The organism is Aquirufa nivalisilvae (assembly GCF_003143535.1).
GTDB lineage: Bacteria > Bacteroidota > Bacteroidia > Cytophagales > Spirosomataceae > Aquirufa > Aquirufa nivalisilvae.
The window spans coordinates 2,786,227-2,807,409 of record NZ_CP029346.1; the positions used below are offsets into that span (position 1 = coordinate 2,786,227).

General features: G+C 38.7%; 17 protein-coding genes. 12 read left to right on the forward strand and 5 right to left on the reverse strand.

The genetic code is table 11. The annotated features are described in order from the left end of the window. The first annotated feature begins 18 nt into the window (after nt 1–18). A complete protein-coding gene (locus tag HME7025_RS11865) occupies nt 19–3,996 on the forward strand; it encodes a S8 family serine peptidase (protein WP_109324315.1) in 3,978 nt (1,325 codons plus the stop codon). On the opposite strand, the gene HME7025_RS11870 is transcribed toward HME7025_RS11865, so the two are convergent. The 3 genes from HME7025_RS11870 to fcl are packed head-to-tail and all read right to left on the reverse strand — an operon-like array spanning nt 3,993 to nt 6,672. After that, entirely contained in the window at nt 3,993–4,985 is a 993-nt protein-coding gene (locus HME7025_RS11870) for a YhdH/YhfP family quinone oxidoreductase (RefSeq protein WP_109324316.1), read from the reverse strand. The genes HME7025_RS11865 and HME7025_RS11870 overlap by 4 nt on opposite strands. A 5-nt stretch (nt 4,986–4,990) precedes the next feature. After that, complete coding sequence (locus HME7025_RS11875; RefSeq protein WP_109324317.1) at nt 4,991–5,728, reverse strand: SAM-dependent methyltransferase; 738 nt, start codon at nt 5,726–5,728, stop codon at nt 4,991–4,993. Nucleotides 5,729–5,733: 5 nt separating this feature from the next. Further along, the gene (gene fcl, locus HME7025_RS11880) at nt 5,734–6,672 is read right to left on the reverse strand and encodes a GDP-L-fucose synthase (protein WP_109325441.1); all 939 of its coding nucleotides are present in this window, start codon (nt 6,670–6,672) and stop codon (nt 5,734–5,736) included. Between the two features lie 120 nt (nt 6,673–6,792). Here fcl and HME7025_RS11885 point away from each other — a divergent pair, with 120 nt between their 5' ends. Genes HME7025_RS11885 through HME7025_RS11900 form a run of 4 tightly spaced genes read left to right on the forward strand, consistent with a single transcriptional unit; the run spans nt 6,793 to nt 10,302 of the window. Continuing rightward, entirely contained in the window at nt 6,793–7,731 is a 939-nt protein-coding gene (locus tag HME7025_RS11885) for a toxin-antitoxin system YwqK family antitoxin (protein ID WP_109324318.1), read from the forward strand. Then, entirely contained in the window at nt 7,731–8,084 is a 354-nt protein-coding gene (locus HME7025_RS11890; protein ID WP_109324319.1) for a hypothetical protein, read from the forward strand. Before HME7025_RS11885 ends, HME7025_RS11890 begins: the two co-directional genes overlap by 1 nt. A 44-nt stretch (nt 8,085–8,128) precedes the next feature. Further along, nucleotides 8,129–9,658, forward strand: coding sequence for a SulP family inorganic anion transporter (locus tag HME7025_RS11895; RefSeq protein ID WP_109324323.1), 1,530 nt, complete (start codon nt 8,129–8,131; stop codon nt 9,656–9,658). A gap of 2 nt (nt 9,659–9,660) precedes the next feature. Next, entirely contained in the window at nt 9,661–10,302 is a 642-nt protein-coding gene (locus HME7025_RS11900; RefSeq protein WP_109324324.1) for a carbonic anhydrase, read from the forward strand. Here HME7025_RS11900 and aspS read toward each other — a convergent pair. After that, complete coding sequence (gene aspS / locus HME7025_RS11905; RefSeq protein WP_109324325.1) at nt 10,297–12,057, reverse strand: aspartate--tRNA ligase; 1,761 nt, start codon at nt 12,055–12,057, stop codon at nt 10,297–10,299. The two genes, HME7025_RS11900 and aspS, sit on opposite strands and share 6 nt — an antisense overlap. Nucleotides 12,058–12,162: 105 nt before the next feature. Here aspS and crtD point away from each other — a divergent pair, with 105 nt between their 5' ends. Together crtD and HME7025_RS11915 are read left to right on the forward strand one after the other, a co-directional pair. Beyond that, complete coding sequence (crtD, locus tag HME7025_RS11910; RefSeq protein WP_226998222.1) at nt 12,163–13,632, forward strand: 1-hydroxycarotenoid 3,4-desaturase CrtD; 1,470 nt, start codon at nt 12,163–12,165, stop codon at nt 13,630–13,632. Nucleotides 13,633–13,654: 22 nt separating this feature from the next. Then, nucleotides 13,655–14,128, forward strand: a complete 474-nt coding sequence (locus tag HME7025_RS11915) for a DUF4293 domain-containing protein (protein WP_109324327.1) — start codon at nt 13,655–13,657, stop codon at nt 14,126–14,128. A 2-nt stretch (nt 14,129–14,130) separates the two neighbouring features. On the opposite strand, the gene HME7025_RS11920 is transcribed toward HME7025_RS11915, so the two are convergent. Further along, entirely contained in the window at nt 14,131–15,099 is a 969-nt protein-coding gene (locus tag HME7025_RS11920) for a KpsF/GutQ family sugar-phosphate isomerase (protein ID WP_109324328.1), read from the reverse strand. A gap of 88 nt (nt 15,100–15,187) precedes the next feature. On the opposite strand from HME7025_RS11920, the gene HME7025_RS11925 reads away from it, so the two are divergent. The 5 genes from HME7025_RS11925 to HME7025_RS11945 are packed head-to-tail and all read left to right on the forward strand — an operon-like array spanning nt 15,188 to nt 21,179. Further along, on the forward strand, nt 15,188–17,509 hold the full coding sequence (locus HME7025_RS11925; protein WP_193495331.1) for a RecQ family ATP-dependent DNA helicase: 2,322 nt from the start codon (nt 15,188–15,190) through the stop codon (nt 17,507–17,509). Between the two features lie 8 nt (nt 17,510–17,517). Continuing rightward, nucleotides 17,518–18,804 carry a phosphoribosylamine--glycine ligase gene (purD, locus tag HME7025_RS11930; protein ID WP_109324330.1) on the forward strand — a complete coding sequence of 429 codons (1,287 nt, stop codon included), beginning with the start codon at nt 17,518–17,520 and terminating at the stop codon, nt 18,802–18,804. Nucleotides 18,805–18,828: 24 nt separating this feature from the next. Beyond that, nucleotides 18,829–20,232, forward strand: coding sequence for a regulatory iron-sulfur-containing complex subunit RicT (gene ricT / locus HME7025_RS11935; protein WP_109324331.1), 1,404 nt, complete (start codon nt 18,829–18,831; stop codon nt 20,230–20,232). Next, nucleotides 20,207–20,692 carry a gliding motility lipoprotein GldH gene (locus HME7025_RS11940; protein ID WP_226998223.1) on the forward strand — a complete coding sequence of 162 codons (486 nt, stop codon included), beginning with the start codon at nt 20,207–20,209 and terminating at the stop codon, nt 20,690–20,692. Before ricT ends, HME7025_RS11940 begins: the two co-directional genes overlap by 26 nt. Before the next feature lie 4 nt (nt 20,693–20,696). Then, nucleotides 20,697–21,179, forward strand: a complete 483-nt coding sequence (locus tag HME7025_RS11945; RefSeq protein ID WP_109324333.1) for an Lrp/AsnC family transcriptional regulator — start codon at nt 20,697–20,699, stop codon at nt 21,177–21,179. Nucleotides 21,180–21,183: the final 4 nt, after the last annotated feature.

The following is a 21,183-nucleotide window of genomic DNA, read 5'->3' on the forward strand; positions in this document are numbered from 1 at the left end:
TTCATATCCACTAACAATTTGAAAACTACACCTTTAATCAAGTTTTTTTCGGCGATTGTTCTATTTTTTTTAACATCTCATTCTAATCTGGGGCAAGGAGAATTATATCCTATAGAAAGAAGAAAGGCCATATTAAATTTTGCTGAACAATTTAGTAATCAAAAGGATAGTTTATATCTCAAAATTCAAAAACTAGCTGCAGAAAAGGGAATAGCTACTTCTGCTAAAATTGGGAATCTATCCATTTATCTCCAAAGTATAAATCCAAACGGTAGGCCAATATACAAAAGTGTTTTCTCCAATAGAGCCGCATCTATTGCCACAAAAACAAATCAGTTTTATTCAGGAGGTTCATTAGGCATAAACCTGACAGGAAAATCAGATAGTTTATACGGGAAATTGGCTGTTTGGGATGAACAAACTGTTCGAGTTACTCATCAAGAATTAACGGGCAGGATATTACCTCAAGAAAAAACCGTCACCTATGGGGAGCATTCCACCCACGTGGGGGGAACCATGATTGCTTCTGGAATATTTAATCCAGAGGCCCGGGGAATGGCATTTGAAGCCACCTTAAAATCATGGGACTTCCAAAATGATGACTCCAAAATTAGTGCGGCATCTCCTAATCTTCTTGTTAGCAATCACTCTTATGGAGCTATTGCGGGTTGGAGTTACGATTCCGATGTGAACAAATACCGATGGTATGGAGATGATAAAATGAGTGTGTCTGAAGATTATGTATTCGGTTTTTATGATGACGATGCGCAGGCGAAAGATAAGATAGCTTATAATTCCCCCTATTATTTAATGGTGGCCGCCGCTGGAAATAGCGCGGATGAGAATGGCCCTACTGCAGGTCAATATTACCTAATTGGCAATACCAAAGATTCTTCTAATGTTGTCAGAGCGACCAATACAGGATTTAATACGGTAGCTAGCCCTGCAACTGCAAAAAATTTACTTTCTGTGGGTGCAGCAGAGCCGCTGGCATCTCCTCCTGTTAAACCGACAGATGTTGCCATCACCAGCTTTTCTAGTCGCGGGCCTACCGACGATGGCCGTATAAAACCCGAAATCATTGGAATAGGGAAAGATTTATTTTCAACGGGATACCTAAGTAACACCGATTATGAACGTATGAGTGGCACTTCGATGGCAACTCCTCAAGTATCTGGTTCCCTATTTTTATTGCAACAACTAAACTTGCAACTAAATAAAAAATTCATGTGGGCCTCTACGCTTAGAGGCTTGGTTACTCATACGGCATTTGACGTAGGTCAGGCTGGCCCAGATTACACCAGCGGTTGGGGATTATTGGATATGGAAAAAGCGGGGAAAATGCTGCAAAATAAAGATAAATCTTATTCTATTTCCGAAGAGACTTTACAAAATGGAGGCTCTAAAAAAATGGATTTAATTGCCTCAGGTAAAGGTCAATTGCACGTAACTATTGCTTGGACAGACCCTGCATATGAAGGTAGTAATGGAAAAGTATTGCCCATTATTCCTTCCAGTGTAAATTCCCGCATTCCCATGTTAATGAATGATTTGGATATTCGCTTGCAGTCTGAAGATGGCCAATTATTGCCCTTTATATTGGATCCAGACAATCCAGCAAAAGCGGCTGTCGCAGGTGATAATATTCGTGATAATATTGAACAAATTTTAGTCAAGAACGTAGTGCCAGGTAAAAGTTATAGTCTAACGGTATCTCACAAAGGCACTTTAAAAAATTCCAAGCAGGATTACGCATTATTAATTTCAGGAATGGGAGGCAAAGCTTATTGCGCTATTTCGGCTCAAAATAAAAGTAATATCTTAACGAAATTCGCCTTAGGAAGCTACAGTAACAGTGTTTCCACAAGTCAAGATTTCACCCAAAATGCCATTCCGGTAGAAATTGGCTCAAAAATACCCATTGACCTAACTTATGGTTCTGCTCAATCCAAGCAAACTAAAGTATTCGTGGATTGGAATCAAGATGGAGACTTTGATGATTCGGGTGAAATGATTTTGGATAGCGGCATTCTTACTGCTGGCACATTTTCAGGTAATGCATCGAATTTTCCAGTTACTGAAACTGGACAATATTATCGCATGAGGGTTGTTACTGAATTAGGAAACAATGCTAGTTTAGCTGCGTCTTGTGGGAGCATTAGTAGTGGTGAAATAGAAGAATATGTCATTTTAACCACGAATGCATCCAATGATATAAGTGCCTTATCAATTAGTTCACCAACAGGCAGCTATTGTGCCACATCAACAAGCAGTAGCCTCAACATCCTTGTAAAAAATCAAGGTCTGAAAGATCAAGTGAACGTACCATATGAGTTGAAAATTCTACAAAATGGCATTCAGGTTGGAAAATATTCAGGCACTATTGCTGAAATTATATCAGGTAAAGAGACCGAAGAAACGGTAAGTGGAAACTTTAATTTGCTAGCTGGGCAAGCTTATACCTTTGAACTTACGACGCTATTGAGCACGGATCAAAATACATTAAACAATACTTATTCTCTCGTTAAAACAATTGAAAATCCAAGTGCCCCTATTGTAAGCGGAATACAATGTTCTGGACTATCGGAGTTGACCTTAACGGCTACTTCAGGTACACCTCTTTGGTATAATAGTGATAATGCTTTAGTAGGTTCAGGTTTAAATATTAAAGTACCCAGTAATAGTAAATACTCCGCTTCTTACAATGATTTTAGTGGCGGAATAGGTCCAAAAACAAAATCTGAATTTGGAGGAGGAACCTATTATGGTTCCTTTGGGCCAACTGTAATTGTAGAAGCAAAAGTGCCCATCATCTTGGAAAGTGCCCGAATTTATGTTGGTACAGCTGGAAGAATCACCTTTGATGTAATCAATAAAGAAACTGGAAATATCGTATCTTCTGTAACAAAAACAGTCAAAGCAAGTAGAACTCTTAGTAGTGGAGGTAGCACAGGCCAACTAGTAGATGACAAAAAAGATGAAGGGCTAGTCGTCAATCTTAATTTGCAAATACCAATTGCTGGCACCTATTACCTTAGTCAGACCTGCTTAGATGGTGCCTCGATATATCGAAGTAACCGAAGTAAATCAGATACCATAAATTTACCAGACAATATTGGTTACCCATATAGTATCCCTAATATTTTAAATATTCCCGGGGCTTTTTCAAAAGAAATTTACTTACAAGGTTTTTACTATTTCTATGATATGAAATTTAAATCTTTAGGATGTCCAAGTCCTAGAGCTAATGCCAATATTAGTATAAAAGATACGCCCATTGCATCCATTAGCCCGGTTGGGGATTTAACGGTTTGTCAGGGTGCTACTGTATCCATTCAAGGCAACGCATCTGAAAACACTGTCATTCAATGGTATTTAAATGGGAAAGCGATAACAGGCGCAACAAGTTTAAGCTACAAAGCAACTACAAAAGGTAAATTTGAAATGGTAGCCAGTTACGCAGGGTCTTGTCCTGTTACAACACAAGCACTAACGATTAATGTAGGAACCATTCCCACTCCTGCTGTCAGTTATAGCACGGGTATTTTAAAGGCGCCTAGTAATGCCAACGCTTACCAATGGTACTTTGGAATCACAGCAATTACCGGAGCTAATCAAGCTAGTTACATTCCTATTCAATCAGGCGCATATCAAGTAAAAGTTACGGATACGAATGGCTGTTTAGCTGTGTCTGACTACATCAATGTGGTCATATTAGCAACGAAGAAGGAGAATCCTTACCAACAACTAACATTGTTCCCAAACCCTGCAAGAGAGTTTCTTCAATTAGGATTACCCGATCAGTCTATGCTGGATGAATACCATATTGAAATTTGGGATTTACAAGGAAAGAAAGTCTTAGAAAAGACCATCAGTACTTCTTCTATTTCTGATAGCAGTATTAGCATGGATGTTAGAAGCTTACCCTCGGGGTCCTATGTATTGAGAATGGCAGATTACCCAAGCCAATCACCTGTGAAATTCATAAAATATTAGGACTGGATTTGAACAATAGTCCTACCTGTATGATTACCCTCTCGAATCATAGCTAAATATGTTGGGGCTTCTGCTAATGTAATTATGCGAGAAATTTGATCCAATGGAATATTCCAAGCTGTGGCTAATTTATCCCAAATTTCTTGTTTCTTTTCTAAAGGGGAATCAGCTGAATATATTCCAAACAAATTAGCCCCACGTAAAATAAATGGATATATCTGCAAAGGTAGTTCGACGCTGGAAGCCATACCACATGCCGAAACAGCTCCTCCAAAATGCAGACTTTTAATAATCTTCGTTAGTACGTCCCCTCCTAGCACATCAATGGCTCCTGCAAATTGCATGGGATAAAGGGCTCGAGGTTTTTCTGATAAAAATTCCTCCCGATCAATGATTCGATCAACTCCCAATTGTTTCAAAAATGCATAATGGTCCACTTTCCCTGTGATTGCCGTCACTTGAAAACCTATATGTTTTAACAATAAAATGGACACTAAACCTACGCCACCTGTTGCTCCTGTCACTACAATTTCACCCTGATTGGGCCTAATTCCATGGTGCCATAAAGCCGCCAAAGCCATACCGGCAGTTAATCCTGCCGTACCCCATTGCATGGCTTTGAGACACGACATGCCGTGAGGAAGAGCAATGATCCATTGCACAGGTACCGAAATATATTCAGCTAATCCTCCATGTGTATTCATGCCCAAATCAAATCCTGTGACAATCACTTCTTGTCCTATAGCAAATGTTTTGCTGGGATCTTGAAAGACTTTGCCCACGGCATCGATACCTGGAATATGCGGAAAATCTCGGGTGATGCCTTTATGTCCATTAGCAGAAAGGGCATCTTTATAGTTAAGCGAGGAATAGCTTACTTGAATTAGGACCCTGTTGGGAACTAAAGTAGAAAAAGGTAAAGACTGAAGCTGGGTTTCAAAATGCCCATCAGGCATCTCTGTCGTCCAAAGTGCGTTAAAAAAATCCATGGGGCTTATTTTTTCACCCAGACAAAAATCATGCGGGTCGAGTTCTTTTCATCAAAAGAACCTAATTTATAATCTCCAAGCAAATCCACCAAATGTAAACCTGCTTTTGCCGCATAAGCAATGAAGTCATTCTTCGATATTAATTCAACTCGTTCTTCAAAATGATATGTCTCGCCATGGTCTTCAAAATCAATGGATTTAAATAAATAGCCATTCGATTCCCAACGTCTGATTCGAAATGTAATCCCTTCTCTCACTAAGCTTTCTTCTTCAATCAGATGAGCAATGACGTAGCTAGGGTTAAAAAAATCCATGACAAAAATGCCCTGTGGTTTCAGAACCTCACTTAGTACTTGAAAAGCTTGTTGGTTTTCTTCTTGTGAATCAAAATATCCAAAACTGGTGAAAAAATTAAAAATAGCGTCAAACTGAAAATGTGCCGGTAAAGCAATCCTTAAATCATGGACAAAAAATGCCAATTTATCCGTTGAAAAGGCTTGTGCTTGTTCAATATTAGAAGGAGAGAGGTCAAATGCTTTGACATCTAATTCTAATTCATGCAACGTGATGGCATGCCTTCCTTTACCACAGGCCACATCTAAGACATGGGCACCTGCTTGTAGCTTTAATTTTGTCTGTAAGGAACGAATGAACGTAGCCGCCTCAACTTCATCACGTTGGGCATACAAAATATGATAATATGGGGAATCAAACCAGGTACTAAACCACTCCTTCACTTGCATCCTGCCTATTTCCTCGAGTTAGGGTTCTGTAAAAAATCTTGATAAGCTAATTGAATACCATCTTCTAGCTCCACTTTATGCTTCCATCCTAGCTCATGCAATCTTGACACATCCATCAGTTTTCTAGGCGTACCATCTGGTCTAGAGGAATCCCATTGAATACTTCCTTCAAAGCCCGTAGCCTCTTTAACCATTTCAGCTAATTCCAAAATACTGACATCCTCACCCGTACCAATATTGATAAATTCAGATTCATTATAGTTTTCCATGAGGTACAAACAGGCCTCAGCAAGATCATCTGCATACAAAAATTCTCTTTGTGGAGAACCTGTCCCCCAAAGTGTAATTGAATGATCTCCACGAATTTTAGCTTCATGAAATTTACGAATCATAGCCGGCAATACATGGGAATTCTCTAGGTCATAATTATCATTCATCCCATACAAATTAGTGGGCATGACAGATATAAACTGACAACCGTATTGAGCTCGATATGCCTCACACATCTTAATCCCCGCTATTTTGGCAATCGCATAAGGCTCATTTGTTGGTTCAAGGAATCCACTCAATAGATACGATTCTTTCAAAGGCTGTGGAGCCAATTTGGGATAAATACAAGAAGAACCTAAAAACATTAACTTCTTAACCTGATTAACAAATGAAGCATGAATCACATGATTTTGAATCGCTAAATTCTCATACAAGAAATCCGCACGGTAGGTGTTGTTAGCAACAATTCCTCCTACTTTTGCTGCAGCCAAAAATACATAATCGGGTTTTTCTAATGCAAAAAATGCATCTACTGCTGCTTGATTTCTTAAATCTAACTCGGCGGAAGTTCGCAGAATTAAGTTGGCATACCCTTGTGAAAGTAACTGCCTAACGATGGATGAACCCACCATTCCTCGATGTCCAGCGACGTATATTTTAGCTTCTTTTTCCAATGAATTCAATTTTTACTTAATGAATGCGGTTTAAGAGTGCAAAAATACATAAAAGCAGGTTCTAATTATTTAAATTCTTAATTTGCGAAATATTTTTGCCGTGCTATCGTTCCATTTCACATGATTAAATCGAACTTATTTCTTGGTTTAAGTTTATTGCTACTCGGATATATTCCAGGTCTGGCACAAAATAGCGCCTTGCAAACCAGTAAAAAGCCCCCTATTGATAGTACTAAAAGAGATAAAGGAACCCTACAAAGTATCTCTGATGCAGTGGGAAAAGGAAAAGATGAAAGTGCTAACTGGAAAAAAGAAAGTAAGGCCATTTTATCTGAATTAGGGATTCAAAACATCGGTTCTAAATCAAAAAATAGCCCGAAAAAGAAAAAAGCAGAAATCAAAGACGAATACGAGGGTGTCAAAACAGAACGCCGAATTGGAACATATGGTAGTGGAAATAGAGCAACAGTTGAAGAACTCAATGTGGTAAAATACATTGAAGATGAAGCTGTAAGCCCATATAGTCAAGAAATTTGGTGGTATGACCCTGCTCAATCAAGGGTTGTTAATTCGCCCATCAAAGACAGCAAAAACGCCCAAATTTGCCATGGTCCCTATCGAAAATTTGTTCATGAAAATCTAGTAGAAGAAGGTCATTTTTACATGGGGGTCAAAGATGGTAGATGGGAAAATTATGGTCAAGAATTTGAACTTGAAAACAAACAATATTACAAAAAGGGTTTCCCTGCGGAGTCCATTATTTCCTATTATGATAAAGAACAGAAAAAGATCAAAGAAGTTGTCCCAAAGGTTTATGGCAAAATAGTAGGACAGTTTTTATCTTTCTATCCGAATGGACTACTTAAGGAGGAGGGTAAACTGGATGATAGTGTTAAGGTAGGTCGATGGAGAGAGTATCATGAAAAAGGAAGTGGAGGAAGATTAAAAAAAGAATGGCGTTATGGAAAGGATAAATTTGATACCTTTGTGCCAGTTCTAGTGCAAGAGAGAGATAATCAAGCTAAAATTATCTTTCAGAGTACCCAGAAATTTGACTGATGAAACAACTAGGTTTTTCTTTATTGGCCTTTGCCTTTTTGATGGTAGCTACGGTGTATTCGCAGCTTAATTCCATCACGGCTGCCTCCACCATACCTGTTTCAAAAACAACAATTAAGACGGACAACTTAGAATCTAAAATGTTCATGGCTCCCTGGGTGGAGCTTTGCGAGGAAGAGGAAGAAGAAGAGGAAGGTAACACTCAACATGCCTTGTCTGTTTTTACTAAACACGAAGATTTACAATTTATATTTTATGCTGAATCTATTCAGGATACTCATGTATTTCAGCCCTTTAGGCTAACACATCCCCATTTACAAAGCTTTTCCCCTCCTCCAGACATGCGTGGTTAATCTCCATTTCAATTTATTGTAGATTTTAATCAAACCACATTTATATGTCATTCAAGAATTATATTCAATCCTTCGCGCAGGGGGATTGGAAATCAGGAATTGCGGTCTTTCTGGTCGCATTGCCCTTATGCCTAGGTATAGCTTTGGCTTCGGGTGCTCCTCTACTTGCCGGATTAATTGCCGGTATCATTGGTGGTACCATCGTTTCATGGGCCTCCGGTTCTCAATTATCAGTTAGTGGACCTGCGGCAGGTCTAACCATCATTGTAGCCAATGCTATTTTAGATATAGGGTCATTTGCCGGTTTTTTAGTCATTGTTATTTTAGCAGGAATCATTCAAGTCATACTAGGCTTAGCTAAAATGGGAAAATTAGGAAGTTTTTTCCCTTCATCGGTTATTCGAGGAATGTTGGTGGCCATAGGTATCGTGATCATCCTAAAACAAATCCCTCATGCCATTGGTGATGATTTAGACTTCATCGGAGAGTTTGAATTTAACCAAAGTGCAGATGGCCAAAATACCTTCAGTGAATTAATTGGCTCACTTTTATCCATTAATCCTGGGGCATTAATCATTGCTTTAGGAGGCTTACTTCTACTGTTTTCGTGGACACCCCTTAGTAAAAAAGTACCCCTACTTTCTCAGCTTCCCGCTTCCTTATTTGTAGTCTTATTGGGAATCTTAATCAACACGGCTTATGGCATGTGGATACCTGAATGGTATTTAGGAAACTCGAAAGAACATATGGTTGGATTACCTCTTTTTTCGAGCTTAGCTGAAATAGGTCAAGCCATGGTTTTCCCTGATTGGGCGCTACTCAGCAATCCCAAAGTATATAGCCTAGCCATTACTTTAGCATTGGTAGCCAGTTTAGAGTCTTTGCTTTCTTTAGAAGCTACAGACTCATTGGATCCAGCTAAAAGAATTTCTTCTGCTGATCGAGAATTAGTCGCCCAAGGAGTAGGTAATATTTTTTCTGGCTTTTTAGGTGGCTTACCTATCACTTCAGTGATTGTTCGTTCTTCTACCAACGTATACGCAGGAGGGAAGAGTAAAATGTCAGGATTTTTTCATGGAATTCTCTTGTTATTAGCGGTCTTATTACTGCCCCAATATTTGAACAAAATTCCCTTGGCCTGCTTAGCGAGCATACTTTTATACACAGGATATAAATTAGCACATCCTTCCCAGTTCAAAAAAGTAATTTCGGAAGGTTGGAAACAATGGATTCCATTTATTATCACCATTGTGGTGGTTGTTATGGTTGACCTACTTTGGGGTATTTTTATAGGAACCATTGTAGGAATTGGTTTCGTTATTGTGACCAATTACTCCTCCGTTTTTTCTATTTTCAGTAATGGAAATGAGATTTTGATTAAATTCCAAAAAGACGTCACCTTTTTACATAAAATGGCTTTAAAAGAAACTTTTCGCAAAATCCCTTCTGGCTCAGATGTGTATATTGACACAACGAAAGTTCATTTTATAGACCATGATATTCAATTATTAATTCAAGAATTTATTAATACCGCTCACGAAAGAGGCATAGAAGCTGAAATCAAAAAGAAATAAACATGAAAGAATATAAAAAACTCCTATTAAGTAATAAAGCTTGGGCCTCTGATAAATTAGCCGTAGATGAGCATTATTTTGACAATCTTTCCAAAGATCAAAAACCTCTTTTTCTTTGGATTGGTTGTGCTGACAGTCGGGTTCCAGCAGAAGATATAACCAATTCTAACCCAGGCGACATTTTTGTCCATAGAAATGTGGCCAATATGGTGGTACATACTGACATGAATTTACTTTCCGTATTACAATATGCGGTGGAAGTTTTACAAGTAAAGCACGTGATTGTTTGCGGACATTACAATTGCGGGGGTGTACGTGCAGCCATGACCAATAAAGATTTTGGTTTGATCAACAAATGGTTGAGAAACATCAAGGAGGTTTACGAAAAGAATTTCAATGAAATTAAAGAACTCCCAAGTGAAAAAGAGCAATTTGATCGATTGGTTGAATTGAACGTTAAGGAACAAGTGCTCAACTTAGCGAAGACAACCATTGTACAAAAATCATGGAAAAAATTCGAATACCCATACCTACATGGATGGGTATTCGATATGCATCATGGTGAGATTAAAGAGATATTGAACATAAATCCAAATGAATGGCAAAGTTCTGTGTTCTCTTTCAATTTCGAAGAAGAATTATAAATCCGTCTTAATTTTTAGTTCCTTTAATTGTGCAGGGGCAAGGGGTGATGGTGAGTCAATCATCACATCCCTACCTGCATTATTTTTAGGGAATGCAATATAATCGCGTATCGATTCTGAACCTCCAAACAAAGAACATAGGCGGTCAAAACCAAAGGCTAAACCACCATGAGGAGGTGCTCCATACTCAAATGCATCCAGTAAAAAGCCAAATTGGGCTTTTGCTTCTTCCTCTGTAAATCCTAAGACTTCAAACATAGTTGATTGAAGTTCTTTTTGGAAGATACGAATTGATCCTCCTCCCACTTCTACGCCATTCACTACTAAATCATAGGCATTAGCTCTTACCTTACCCAAATCTCCCGCCAACATCAAAGGAATATCTTCCGGCTTAGGACTTGTAAATGGATGGTGCATCGCAAACCAACGATTTTCTTCTTCACTGTATTCCAATAAAGGAAAATCAACTACCCAATGTACTTTATAATTATTCGGGTCACGCAATCCCATGCGAGTACCCATTTCTAATCTCAATTCATTCAATTGCTTACGCACCTTATCCCCTTCTCCACTTAAAATTAGGATCAAATCTCCTGCTTCGGATTGAAAGGCCTCAGACCATTTTTTCAAATCTGCTTCCCCATAAAATTTATCAACGGATGACTTCAATCCATCAGCTTGATGACGTACATAGATTAATCCTTTGGCCCCAATTTGTGGACGACGAACAAAATCAGTCAACTCATCGACTTGCTTGCGGGTATATTCGGCAGCACCTTTCACACAGATACCAATGACATGAGAAGCAGCATCAAATACTTGAAAATCTTTGCCTGAAGTCAGATCATTTTCTTCCCCTTTCAATTCCACAAAATGCATATCAAAACGAATATCAGGCTTATCAGAACCATAATATTTCATGGCATCTGCATAAGTCATTCGAGATACTTCACCTATATCCAATCCTTTCACTTGTAAAAACAAATGACGGATCAAACCTTCAAACATATTCAGGATATCTTCTTGCTCCACGAAAGACATTTCACAGTCGATCTGTGTAAACTCAGGTTGTCTATCTGCACGTAAATCCTCATCTCTAAAACACTTCACCAATTGATAGTAACGGTCAAAACCTGAAACCATCAACAATTGCTTAAAGGTTTGTGGAGATTGTGGTAAAGCATAAAATTCCCCCGGATTCATGCGTGATGGAACGACAAAATCACGAGCTCCTTCTGGAGTGGATTTAATCAAAACGGGTGTTTCTACTTCAATGAAATCAGCATCATCCAAATAACGACGCACTTCTTTAGCTACAGTATGACGTAAGCGTAAACTTTCACGAATAGGTGTACGGCGAAGGTCAAGGTAGCGATATTTCATGCGCACATCTTCTCCTCCATCCGTTTCGTCTTCAATCAAGAATGGAGGTAATTTAGCAGGATTAAGGACTTTTATTTCACTTACCTTGATCTCAATATCTCCAGTGGCTAACTTATCATTCTTAGCTAGTCGCTCTACAACTACTCCTTTTGCCTCCACGACAAATTCTCTACCCAAATTACGTGCCATTGCAAGTGCCTCAGAACTCGATTTCCCCTCCTCTAACATCAACTGAGTAATGCCATAACGATCACGTAAATCAACCCAAATCATTCCCCCTTTATCTCTTGTCCGCTGTATCCAACCACATAAGGTAACTTCTTGCCCTACATGATCCAATCGTAATTCGCCATTCGTATGAGTGCGTAGCATAGTTTATTCTCAGATTAAAAAAATTTGTGCAAAATTACGGAAAATATCTGTTTTAAACATTTTGTCCTTTTAATAAGTTAGACCCAATTGAGAAATATCATGACTATGAAACAAGTTGGGGTTGTTGGATCAGGTGTTGGAGGATTAGCATTTGCAATCCGCATGGCTTGTTTAGGACATCAAGTTCAGGTATTTGAAGCTAACTCTTTTCCAGGCGGCAAATTATCCGAATTTCAAATCAATGGCTTCCGCTTTGATGCTGGTCCATCGCTATTTACCCTTCCACATTTAGTGGATGAGCTATTTACGTTGGCAAATAAAAACCCGAGAGACTATTTTGATTATCAGCGATTACCTGAGGTTTGCCGCTATTTTTGGGAAGATCACACTCGCCTTGTAACCTTACAAAATGCTGCGGATACAGCACATGAAATAGCTAAGAATTTGGGAGAAAATGAGAAAAATATTCTCGATTTCATCTTGGGTTTACAAGAAAAATACCAAATCATTTCAGAGCTCTTTCTAGAGAATTCCTTACATCAAGCTAGCACTTGGCTAAGCAAAAAAGCCTGGAATGGTTATCTGAACATCCCGCAGTTGGGCATGTTTTCTACCATGCACCATGCGCACAAAAATCGATTTAAGAATGCTAAAACGGTTCAATTATTCGATCGCTATGCCACTTACAATGGATCAGATCCCTACCAAACTCCCGCTACTTTATCCATCATTCCTCATTTGGAATACAACATTGGCGCTTTTTTTCCACGTGGAGGCATGATTGCTATTACCCAATCTATGTATCAACTAGCCACTGATTTAGGCGTGCAATTTCATTTTAATGAAAAAGTCAACCGAATACTTTGTGAAAATAAACAAGCAGTTGGCCTAGAAACAGCTCAAGGAGAATATCCATTTGATATACTAGCAAGTAATATGGATATCCGACCATCCTATCAACAATTATTGCTAGATCAAATTCAACCAAAAAGACTCCTTCAACAAGAAAAATCAAGCTCAGGGATAATCTTTTATTGGGGAATGAGCAAACAATGGGCTGAATTAGGGGTACATAACATTTTCTTCTCAGAACAGTATCAAGCAGAATTTAAGGCCCTATTTACCGACAAAACCTTATCGGATGACCCCACCGTATATCTCCATATCTCTAGTAAAGTTGCCCCTGAAGATGCTCCCTTAGGTGGAGAAAATTGGTTTATTTTAATCAATGCCCCTGCCAATGAAGGTCAAAATTGGGATGAATTATTGCGACTAACTCGAGAAAGAATCATTCAAAAAATCAGTCGGGCTTTGGGTGAAGATATTAGCTCCTACATCGTGGTTGAAGATTATTTAGATCCGAGAAGAATTGAAGAAAGAACATCATCCTCAGGTGGCGCTCTGTATGGCAATGCTTCCAACAATCGTTTTGCTGCCTTTTTGCGTCACCCAAATTACCGAAGTGCTATCAAAAACCTGTATTGGATTGGAGGAAGTGTACACCCAGGTGGCGGAATCCCACTTTGCTTATCTTCTGCCAAAATTGCCGCCAAGCTTTTTCAAGAAAATGCGTAATTTCGCAGAAAATTGAAATAACATGATTCAAAGACCCCAATCTATTTTCTTACTCATTGTCCTAATTGCCGAAATTTTAGTCATCGCGGGCTGGCCATTATGGACTAAAACTGGCATGTCTGGTGAAACGGCACAAGTGTTTATCTCAGAATGGACTTCTCAAATCCAAGGAAAAGCGCAGGTAGAAGCCAATTACATTCCGCTGGTTTTGCTATTGATTTCGGTAGCATTGACAGCCTATATTTTGTTCCAATTCAAAAACAGAATGCGCCAAATGGCATTGGGATTAGTGAATTCCATGTTAATTGCGGCCACCATGGGATATAGTTTTTATACTATTTATAAAAAAACGATTCCATTGTTTAACCCAGAAATGCAAGGAGCTTATGACCTAGGATTTTATGCCCTAATTGTAGCCCTATTAGCTAATATGATCGCTAATCGTTTGATTCGTAAAGATGAAATGTTAGTTCAATCATCCAATCGGATGCGCTAATATTATACGATTCCCTCACGTAGAAGGTCGTGGAGATGAATAAATCCCACGGCCTTTTCATTTTCAAGAACAACCAACTGTGTGATATTTTTTTCTTGCATGATGGCCAAAGCCTCTGTTGCAAATGCTTCCGATGAAATGGTTTTGGGGTTGGAATTCATCATTTGAACGATCTGGATATTCGCCCAGTCTTGTTGTTTTTCTAGCATCCGACGAACATCTCCATCAGTAATGATTCCCAACAATTCCTGCTTTTCGTTCATCACGGTAGTGGCTCCTAATCTCTTGGAACTAATTTCATGAATTGCATCTTGGATACTGGCTTGAGGTAAAATACATGGAAACTCGTGCTGTGGATAAATATCCGCTACTTTTAAATACAAACGTTTACCCAAAGCCCCACCAGGGTGATACTTGGCAAAATCTTGAGAAGTAAAACCTTTGCATTCCAACAAACATACAGCCAAGGCATCTCCCAAAGCTAGGGCTACTGTGGTAGATGTGGTAGGTGCTAAATTCAACAAATCCGCTTCTTCATCCGCTTGAGCGTGGAGTACAAAATCAGATTGCAGTGCTAAATATGATTGTTTATTGGAAACCATCGCAATGAGAGAAACTCCCAATCTCTTAATTAGGGGCACTAAAACCTTGATTTCTGGCGTATCTCCTGATTTAGATATACAAATAACCGAATCTCCACGTTGTATCATCCCCAAATCTCCATGGATAGCATCAGCTGCATGCATGAACAAAGCTGGACTTCCTGTGGAATTGAGGGTAGCCACAATTTTCTGAGCTATTAAAGCTGATTTGCCTATGCCAGTGAAGACAATTCTTCCAGGACTTGCCAATAAATGTTCCACACAAGCTTCAAATTCAGAATTTATAGCAGCGCTAACTTGTAAAATAGCTTCTGCTTCTTGGGTTAAAACTTTTTTTGCTGTGGATTGAATATTTTTGTTTAATTTCAATTTTAGTAGAATTTGAGAACACAAAGTTAATTAACTATGTACGAATAATTCTGCTACATTGTGAAACATACCAGTAGTTCCTAAAATTATGCCCATTCAAATTTCCAACGATACGTTAAAGGAGCATCTCAAGAAGACCTTTGGATTTAGCCAATTTCGTGGAGAACAGGAAGCTATCATCCAAAATACGCTTCAAGGGAATAATAGCTTTGTGCTCATGCCTACTGGAGCAGGGAAATCTCTTTGCTACCAACTTCCGGCGATTGTGATGCCTGGAACAGCCATTGTTATTTCACCTTTAATTGCCTTGATGAAAAACCAAGTGGATCAAATGATTGCATTTGGCGTCAATGCCCAATTTTTAAATTCATCCCTCACCCGATCAGAAATGAACCGGGTTAAAAATGAGGTCTTAAGTGGTGATGTAAAATTATTATACATTGCTCCTGAATCCCTAAATAAACAGGAGAATCTCAATTTTTTACAACAAGCCAATATCTCCTTTGTGGCCATTGATGAAGCCCATTGTATTTCAGAATGGGGACACGACTTCAGACCAGAATATAGAAAAATTCGTGCCATCATTGAATCAGTAGATGAAAAACTACCGATTATTGCTTTGACGGCCACTGCTACACCAAAAGTGCAACTCGACATTCAAAAAACATTGAATTTAGAAGACGCCAAGGTGTTTAAATCTTCTTTCAATAGAAAGAACCTTTACTATGAAATTCGTTCCAAAAAGGATATTGATAAACAACTGATCCGTTACATCAAAAGTCATTCGGGAAAAGCTGGTATTATTTACTGCTTAAGTAGAAAACGAGTAGAGGAAATTGCAGATCTATTACATGTCAATGGCATCAAAGCCCTTCCCTACCATGCCGGATTAGATCCTGCCATTAGAATGGCCAATCAAGAGTCTTTTCTAAACGAAGAAGTAGAAGTAATGGTGGCAACTATTGCTTTTGGTATGGGCATCGATAAACCCGATGTGCGTTTTGTGATACATTATGATGCTCCTAAATCTTTAGAAGGATATTATCAAGAAACAGGTAGAGCTGGTAGAGATAGTTTAGATGGTACTTGTATCTTGTTTTACACATACGACGACATCTTAAAACTAGATAAGTTCAATAAAGATAAAGCCGTTTCTGAAAAGGAAAATGCCAAATTATTGTTGGCAGAAATGGTGTATTATGCCAATTTGGGTGTTTGTCGAAGAAAACAATTACTCAATTATTTTGGAGAATACATGGCGGAGAATTGTGGCTTTTGCGACAACTGCCTTCATCCAACTCCAACCTTTAAGGCCGAAAGAGAAGTTGTTTTAGTCTTACAAGCCATTCAAGAAACAGAAGAAAAATTTGATGCCGAACACATTGCTGATGTGTTGGAAGGCAAAGTGAATCAGTACGTTCAAAGTTACGATCATGACAAATTACCTGTATTTGGGGCAGGTAAAACGGTTTCTTGGAATACTCAAGCCGTGGACGATGATGATGATGACGATGATAATGAGGATGAAGATGAGGATAATCCAACTCCTAAAAAACCGAAACTAAAAAAGAAGTCTCAGAAGGACAATCATACTGAAGATGAGAAGTCTCCATGGATTTCATTCATCAAACAAATTACCATTCACGGGTATTTGGTCAAGGATATTGAAAACTATGGCGTCCTGAAATTAAGTGAAAAAGGTCTCAACTTTATTCAAGATTCTTACCCCGTAACTTTCTCAAGAGATCATGATTATGAGAAAGAAGCTGAGCCTGATGAAAATGATGAAATGAATGCGGGAGTTGGGGCCAAAGCCTACGACGATGCTTTATTTGAATTATTAAAAAACCTGCGTAAGAAATTAGCCAAGGAGAAAAACCTTCCTCCTTATGTTATTTTCCAAGATCCATCTTTAGAAGAGATGGCGACTACTTATCCAAGTACCCAAGAAGAAATGGCTCAGATAAATGGAGTCGGAATGGGTAAAGTAATCAAGTTTGGAAAACCTTTCTTGGATGTAATCAATCGTTACGTAGATGAAAATGAGATTGAAACGGCCCGTGAAGTTGTTGTTAAATCTACTGTCAATAAGTCTAAAATTAAAATTTACATCATCCAGCAAGTAGATCGTAAAATTGATTTAGATGACATTGCTTATCAGAAAGAGTTAAGCATGGCTGAATTAATCGAAGAGATTGAAGCCATTTGTTATTCTGGTACTAAATTGAATTTAGATTATTACATCAATCAAGTCATTGAGCCTGACAAGCAAGAAGAAATTTACGATTACTTCTTGAGTTCGGATACGGATAATATTACCGAAGCATTAGACAATTGCAACATTGACGACGTCAGTGAGGAAGAGTTGCGTTTAATGCGAATTAAATTTTTAAGTGAACTAGCCAATTAACGAATATTATGAATGTATTACTTTTGGGATCCGGAGGACGAGAACATGCATTTGCCTGGAAAATATCCCAAAGTCCATTATTAAGTCAATTATACATTGCTCCGGGAAATCCTGGAACAGCCCAATTAGGCATCAATTTACCCTTTGGATACGCTGATTTTACAGCTATTGTCGATACTATTAGAACCCATCAAATTGAATTAGTGATTGTAGGTCCTGAAGAACCCCTCGTCAAAGGAGTGCGGGATTTTATTGAATCTCAGGAAGATTTACAACATGTGGGAATTGTGGGGCCTGGTGCTTTAGGTGCTCAATTAGAAGGAAGTAAAGATTTCTCTAAAAATTTCATGCATGCACATGGAGTTCCAACTGCCGCTTCCAGAACATTCACGAAAGAAACGGGAGAAGAAGGATTAGCCTATTTAGCAACACAATCTTTACCCATCGTATTAAAAGCGGATGGATTAGCAGCTGGAAAAGGCGTAATTATTGCACAAAGTCATGCCGAAGCTGAAAAAGCTTTCAAAGAAATGATCTATGATGCCAAATTTGGCGAGGCTAGTTCTAAAGTGGTTATTGAACAATTTTTGAGAGGTATAGAACTGTCTGTTTTTGTATTAACTGATGGAGAAAACTATGTGGTTTTACCAGAGGCAAAAGACTATAAGCGTATTGGGGAAAATGATGAAGGATTGAATACTGGAGGCATGGGAGCCGTTTCTCCCGTACCCTTTGCTACAGAACGATTTATGGAATTGGTCAAGCAAAAGGTGATTGAACCCACGATTCAAGGATTAAAATCCGACAACATCCCCTATCAAGGTTTCATCTTCATAGGCTTAATGAATCATGAGGGAGAACCTTATGTGATTGAATATAATGCCCGTATGGGAGATCCTGAAACAGAAGTAGTATTGCCAAGAATCGAATCAGATTTCTTATCTTTGCTTCTTGCTGCTGCTCGAGGGGAATTAAAAAACGAAAGTTTACAGATTTCTAACCAATATGCCGTTACCACCATGGTTGTGGCAGGAGGTTATCCTGAAGATTACCGAAAAGGGGATATCATGTCAGGCATTGAGAAAGTAGAAGAAGCCCTAGTATTCCATGCTGGGACCCGTGAGCAAGACGGACAAATTGTTACTTCGGGAGGCCGAGTAATGGCCTTAACAGGCACTTCAAATACCTTGGAAAGAGCGATTCAAAAGTCTCAAAGGGCTGCTCAAACCATTCAATTTGAAGGTAAAAACTTTAGACGAGATATTGGTCTCGATGTATTACGCTACAAGTCGTAATGAGACCGATTGACATATATACTTATGGCATGTAAATCGTGTTCAACTGGATCATGTGGATCCAAGGCGTCAGCAGAAGGTGCTGTTTCAGGCTGCCAAAGCAACGGAAGTTGTGGTACTGGAGCTTGTAATAAAATGAACGTTTTTGATTGGTTATCCGACTTGGATGTCCCTCAATTTCAGCGTTTTCATGTGGTTGAAATAAAATTCAAAGCAGGGAGAAAAGAATATTTCCGCAATCCTAATCAATTAGCCTTACATACAGGAGACTCCGTCATGGTCGATTCTTCATCTGGTGTACAGCTGGGTGTTGTTTCTCTTCAAGGAGAATTAGTGCGCTTACAATTATTGAAAAAGGGCATTAAAGACGATGATAAACTCAAAGATATCTTACGCCTTGCAACGGATAAAGATGAAGAAAAACATCGCATTTCACTAGAAAGAGATTTACCTACCTTATATCGTACCCGTCAGATCATCGGAGATTTAAAGTTGAACATGAAACTTTCTGATGTAGAGTTTCTTTCTGATGGAACTAAAGCCATATTTTATTATTCTTCAGACGATCGAGTTGATTTCCGAGAGTTAATTAAATTGCTGGCTACTGAATTTAAAATCCGAGTGGAAATGAAGCAGATTTCCCTTCGACAAGAGGCGGGAAGACTAGGAGGAATTGGTGTTTGCGGAAGAGAATTGTGTTGTTCCACTTGGCTTACTGACTTCAAAAATGTCACTACTTCGGCAGCTAGGTATCAAAATTTATCATTAAATCCTGTCAAATTAAGTGGCCAGTGTGGTCGCTTAAAATGTTGTCTCAATTATGAATTGGAGACTTACATGGACGCATTGAAGGAAATCCCAACGATTGAAGGCAGATTAAAAACCAAGCGAGGAGATGCCATTTTACAAAAAACGGACATCTTTAAACGCATGATGTGGTTTGGATATGCTGGAGAAGAATCCATTTGGATTCCTGTAACTTGTGACCGTGTCAATGAAATTATCGATTTAAATAAAAAAGGGATCATTCCTGATTCCTTCGAAAACCTGAATCCTGATGTGCCAGAGGTTGAAAAACCTAAATTATCTGAATTAAATTCAGATTTGGAAAGAATGGACAAAAAATACGGCAAGGGTAAACCTAGTGGTCAACGTTCAGATAATCCAAGAAGAAATAATGGTGATCAAAAAGCTCGTGGTAATTTCCAAAAAGGAAATAAAGGACCAGGAAATAACCCTAATAGACCACAAAGCAAGCCCGAAGGCAGCACGGACCGTCCTGATAATCGAGTAAAACCTCCTGTGGTAAATAGTCCAGAAGGTGCAGAAAATGCTGGAGAGGCTACACCAAAACCATTTAAAAAGAAATTCAAAAAGAAATTTAAACCCAGACCACCTAGAAATGGCCCTGAGACCCCCACTGCTTAAATTCTTTCTGTTATTTTTTTCCTTGAGCTTACTACTAGCTTGTCAAGGTGATCAGGTATTTGACCAAACAAGCAAAATGGGAGAGCAAGGCTGGTCGCAAAAAAATCAGATTGCTTATTCATTTGAAATTAAAGACATCCATAAATCGTATAGCCTGTATGTGGCTTTACGACAATCGAATGATTATCCTTTCAATAATTTTTATTTCATCCCCAAAGTACTTGGTTCAGATGGTAAATTAATCAAGCAAGCTTTGGCAGAAGCCATCTTGTATGATCCTAAATCTGGCAAAGCCAAAGGAGAGGGCTTAGGGGATATTTACAGTCACAAATTCTTAATTTTTAAGCAATTAAAATTTCCAAAAAAAGGCAAATACAGTTTACTGTTGTCGCATGACATGCGAACAGATACCTTGGCTGGAATAATTTCTGTCGGAGCATCCTTAGTCCCTAACCCCTAAGCTTATGTCTAAGATTGATGATATTGATAAACAAATTCTCGCCTTTTTACATGAAGACGCGTACATGTCCAACAAAGACATGGCCCAGCGCTTAGGCATGAGCCCCACCCCTATCCATGAACGCATTAAACGCATGGAAAAAGACGGTGTCATTACGGGGTATAAGGCCACCATCAATCCCAATAAATTAGGTAAATCATTAACTGTATTTTGCGACATTTCCTTGAAAGAACATGCGGCAGAATACCTCAAGCAATTTGAAGAAGATGTGATGAATTTATCGGAAGTACAAGAATGCTACTGCGTATCTGGTCATAGTGATTTCTTGCTTAAAATCGTTGTGGCTGATATGGATGAATATCGGGATTTTATCCTACATAAACTGGCGAGTATCAAGAATATTGGAAATGCACAAAGCCACTTTGTGATGAATCAAATACGAAATGAAAGCATTTTACCTTGGTTAAATCAAGAAAAAACTAGATAAACCT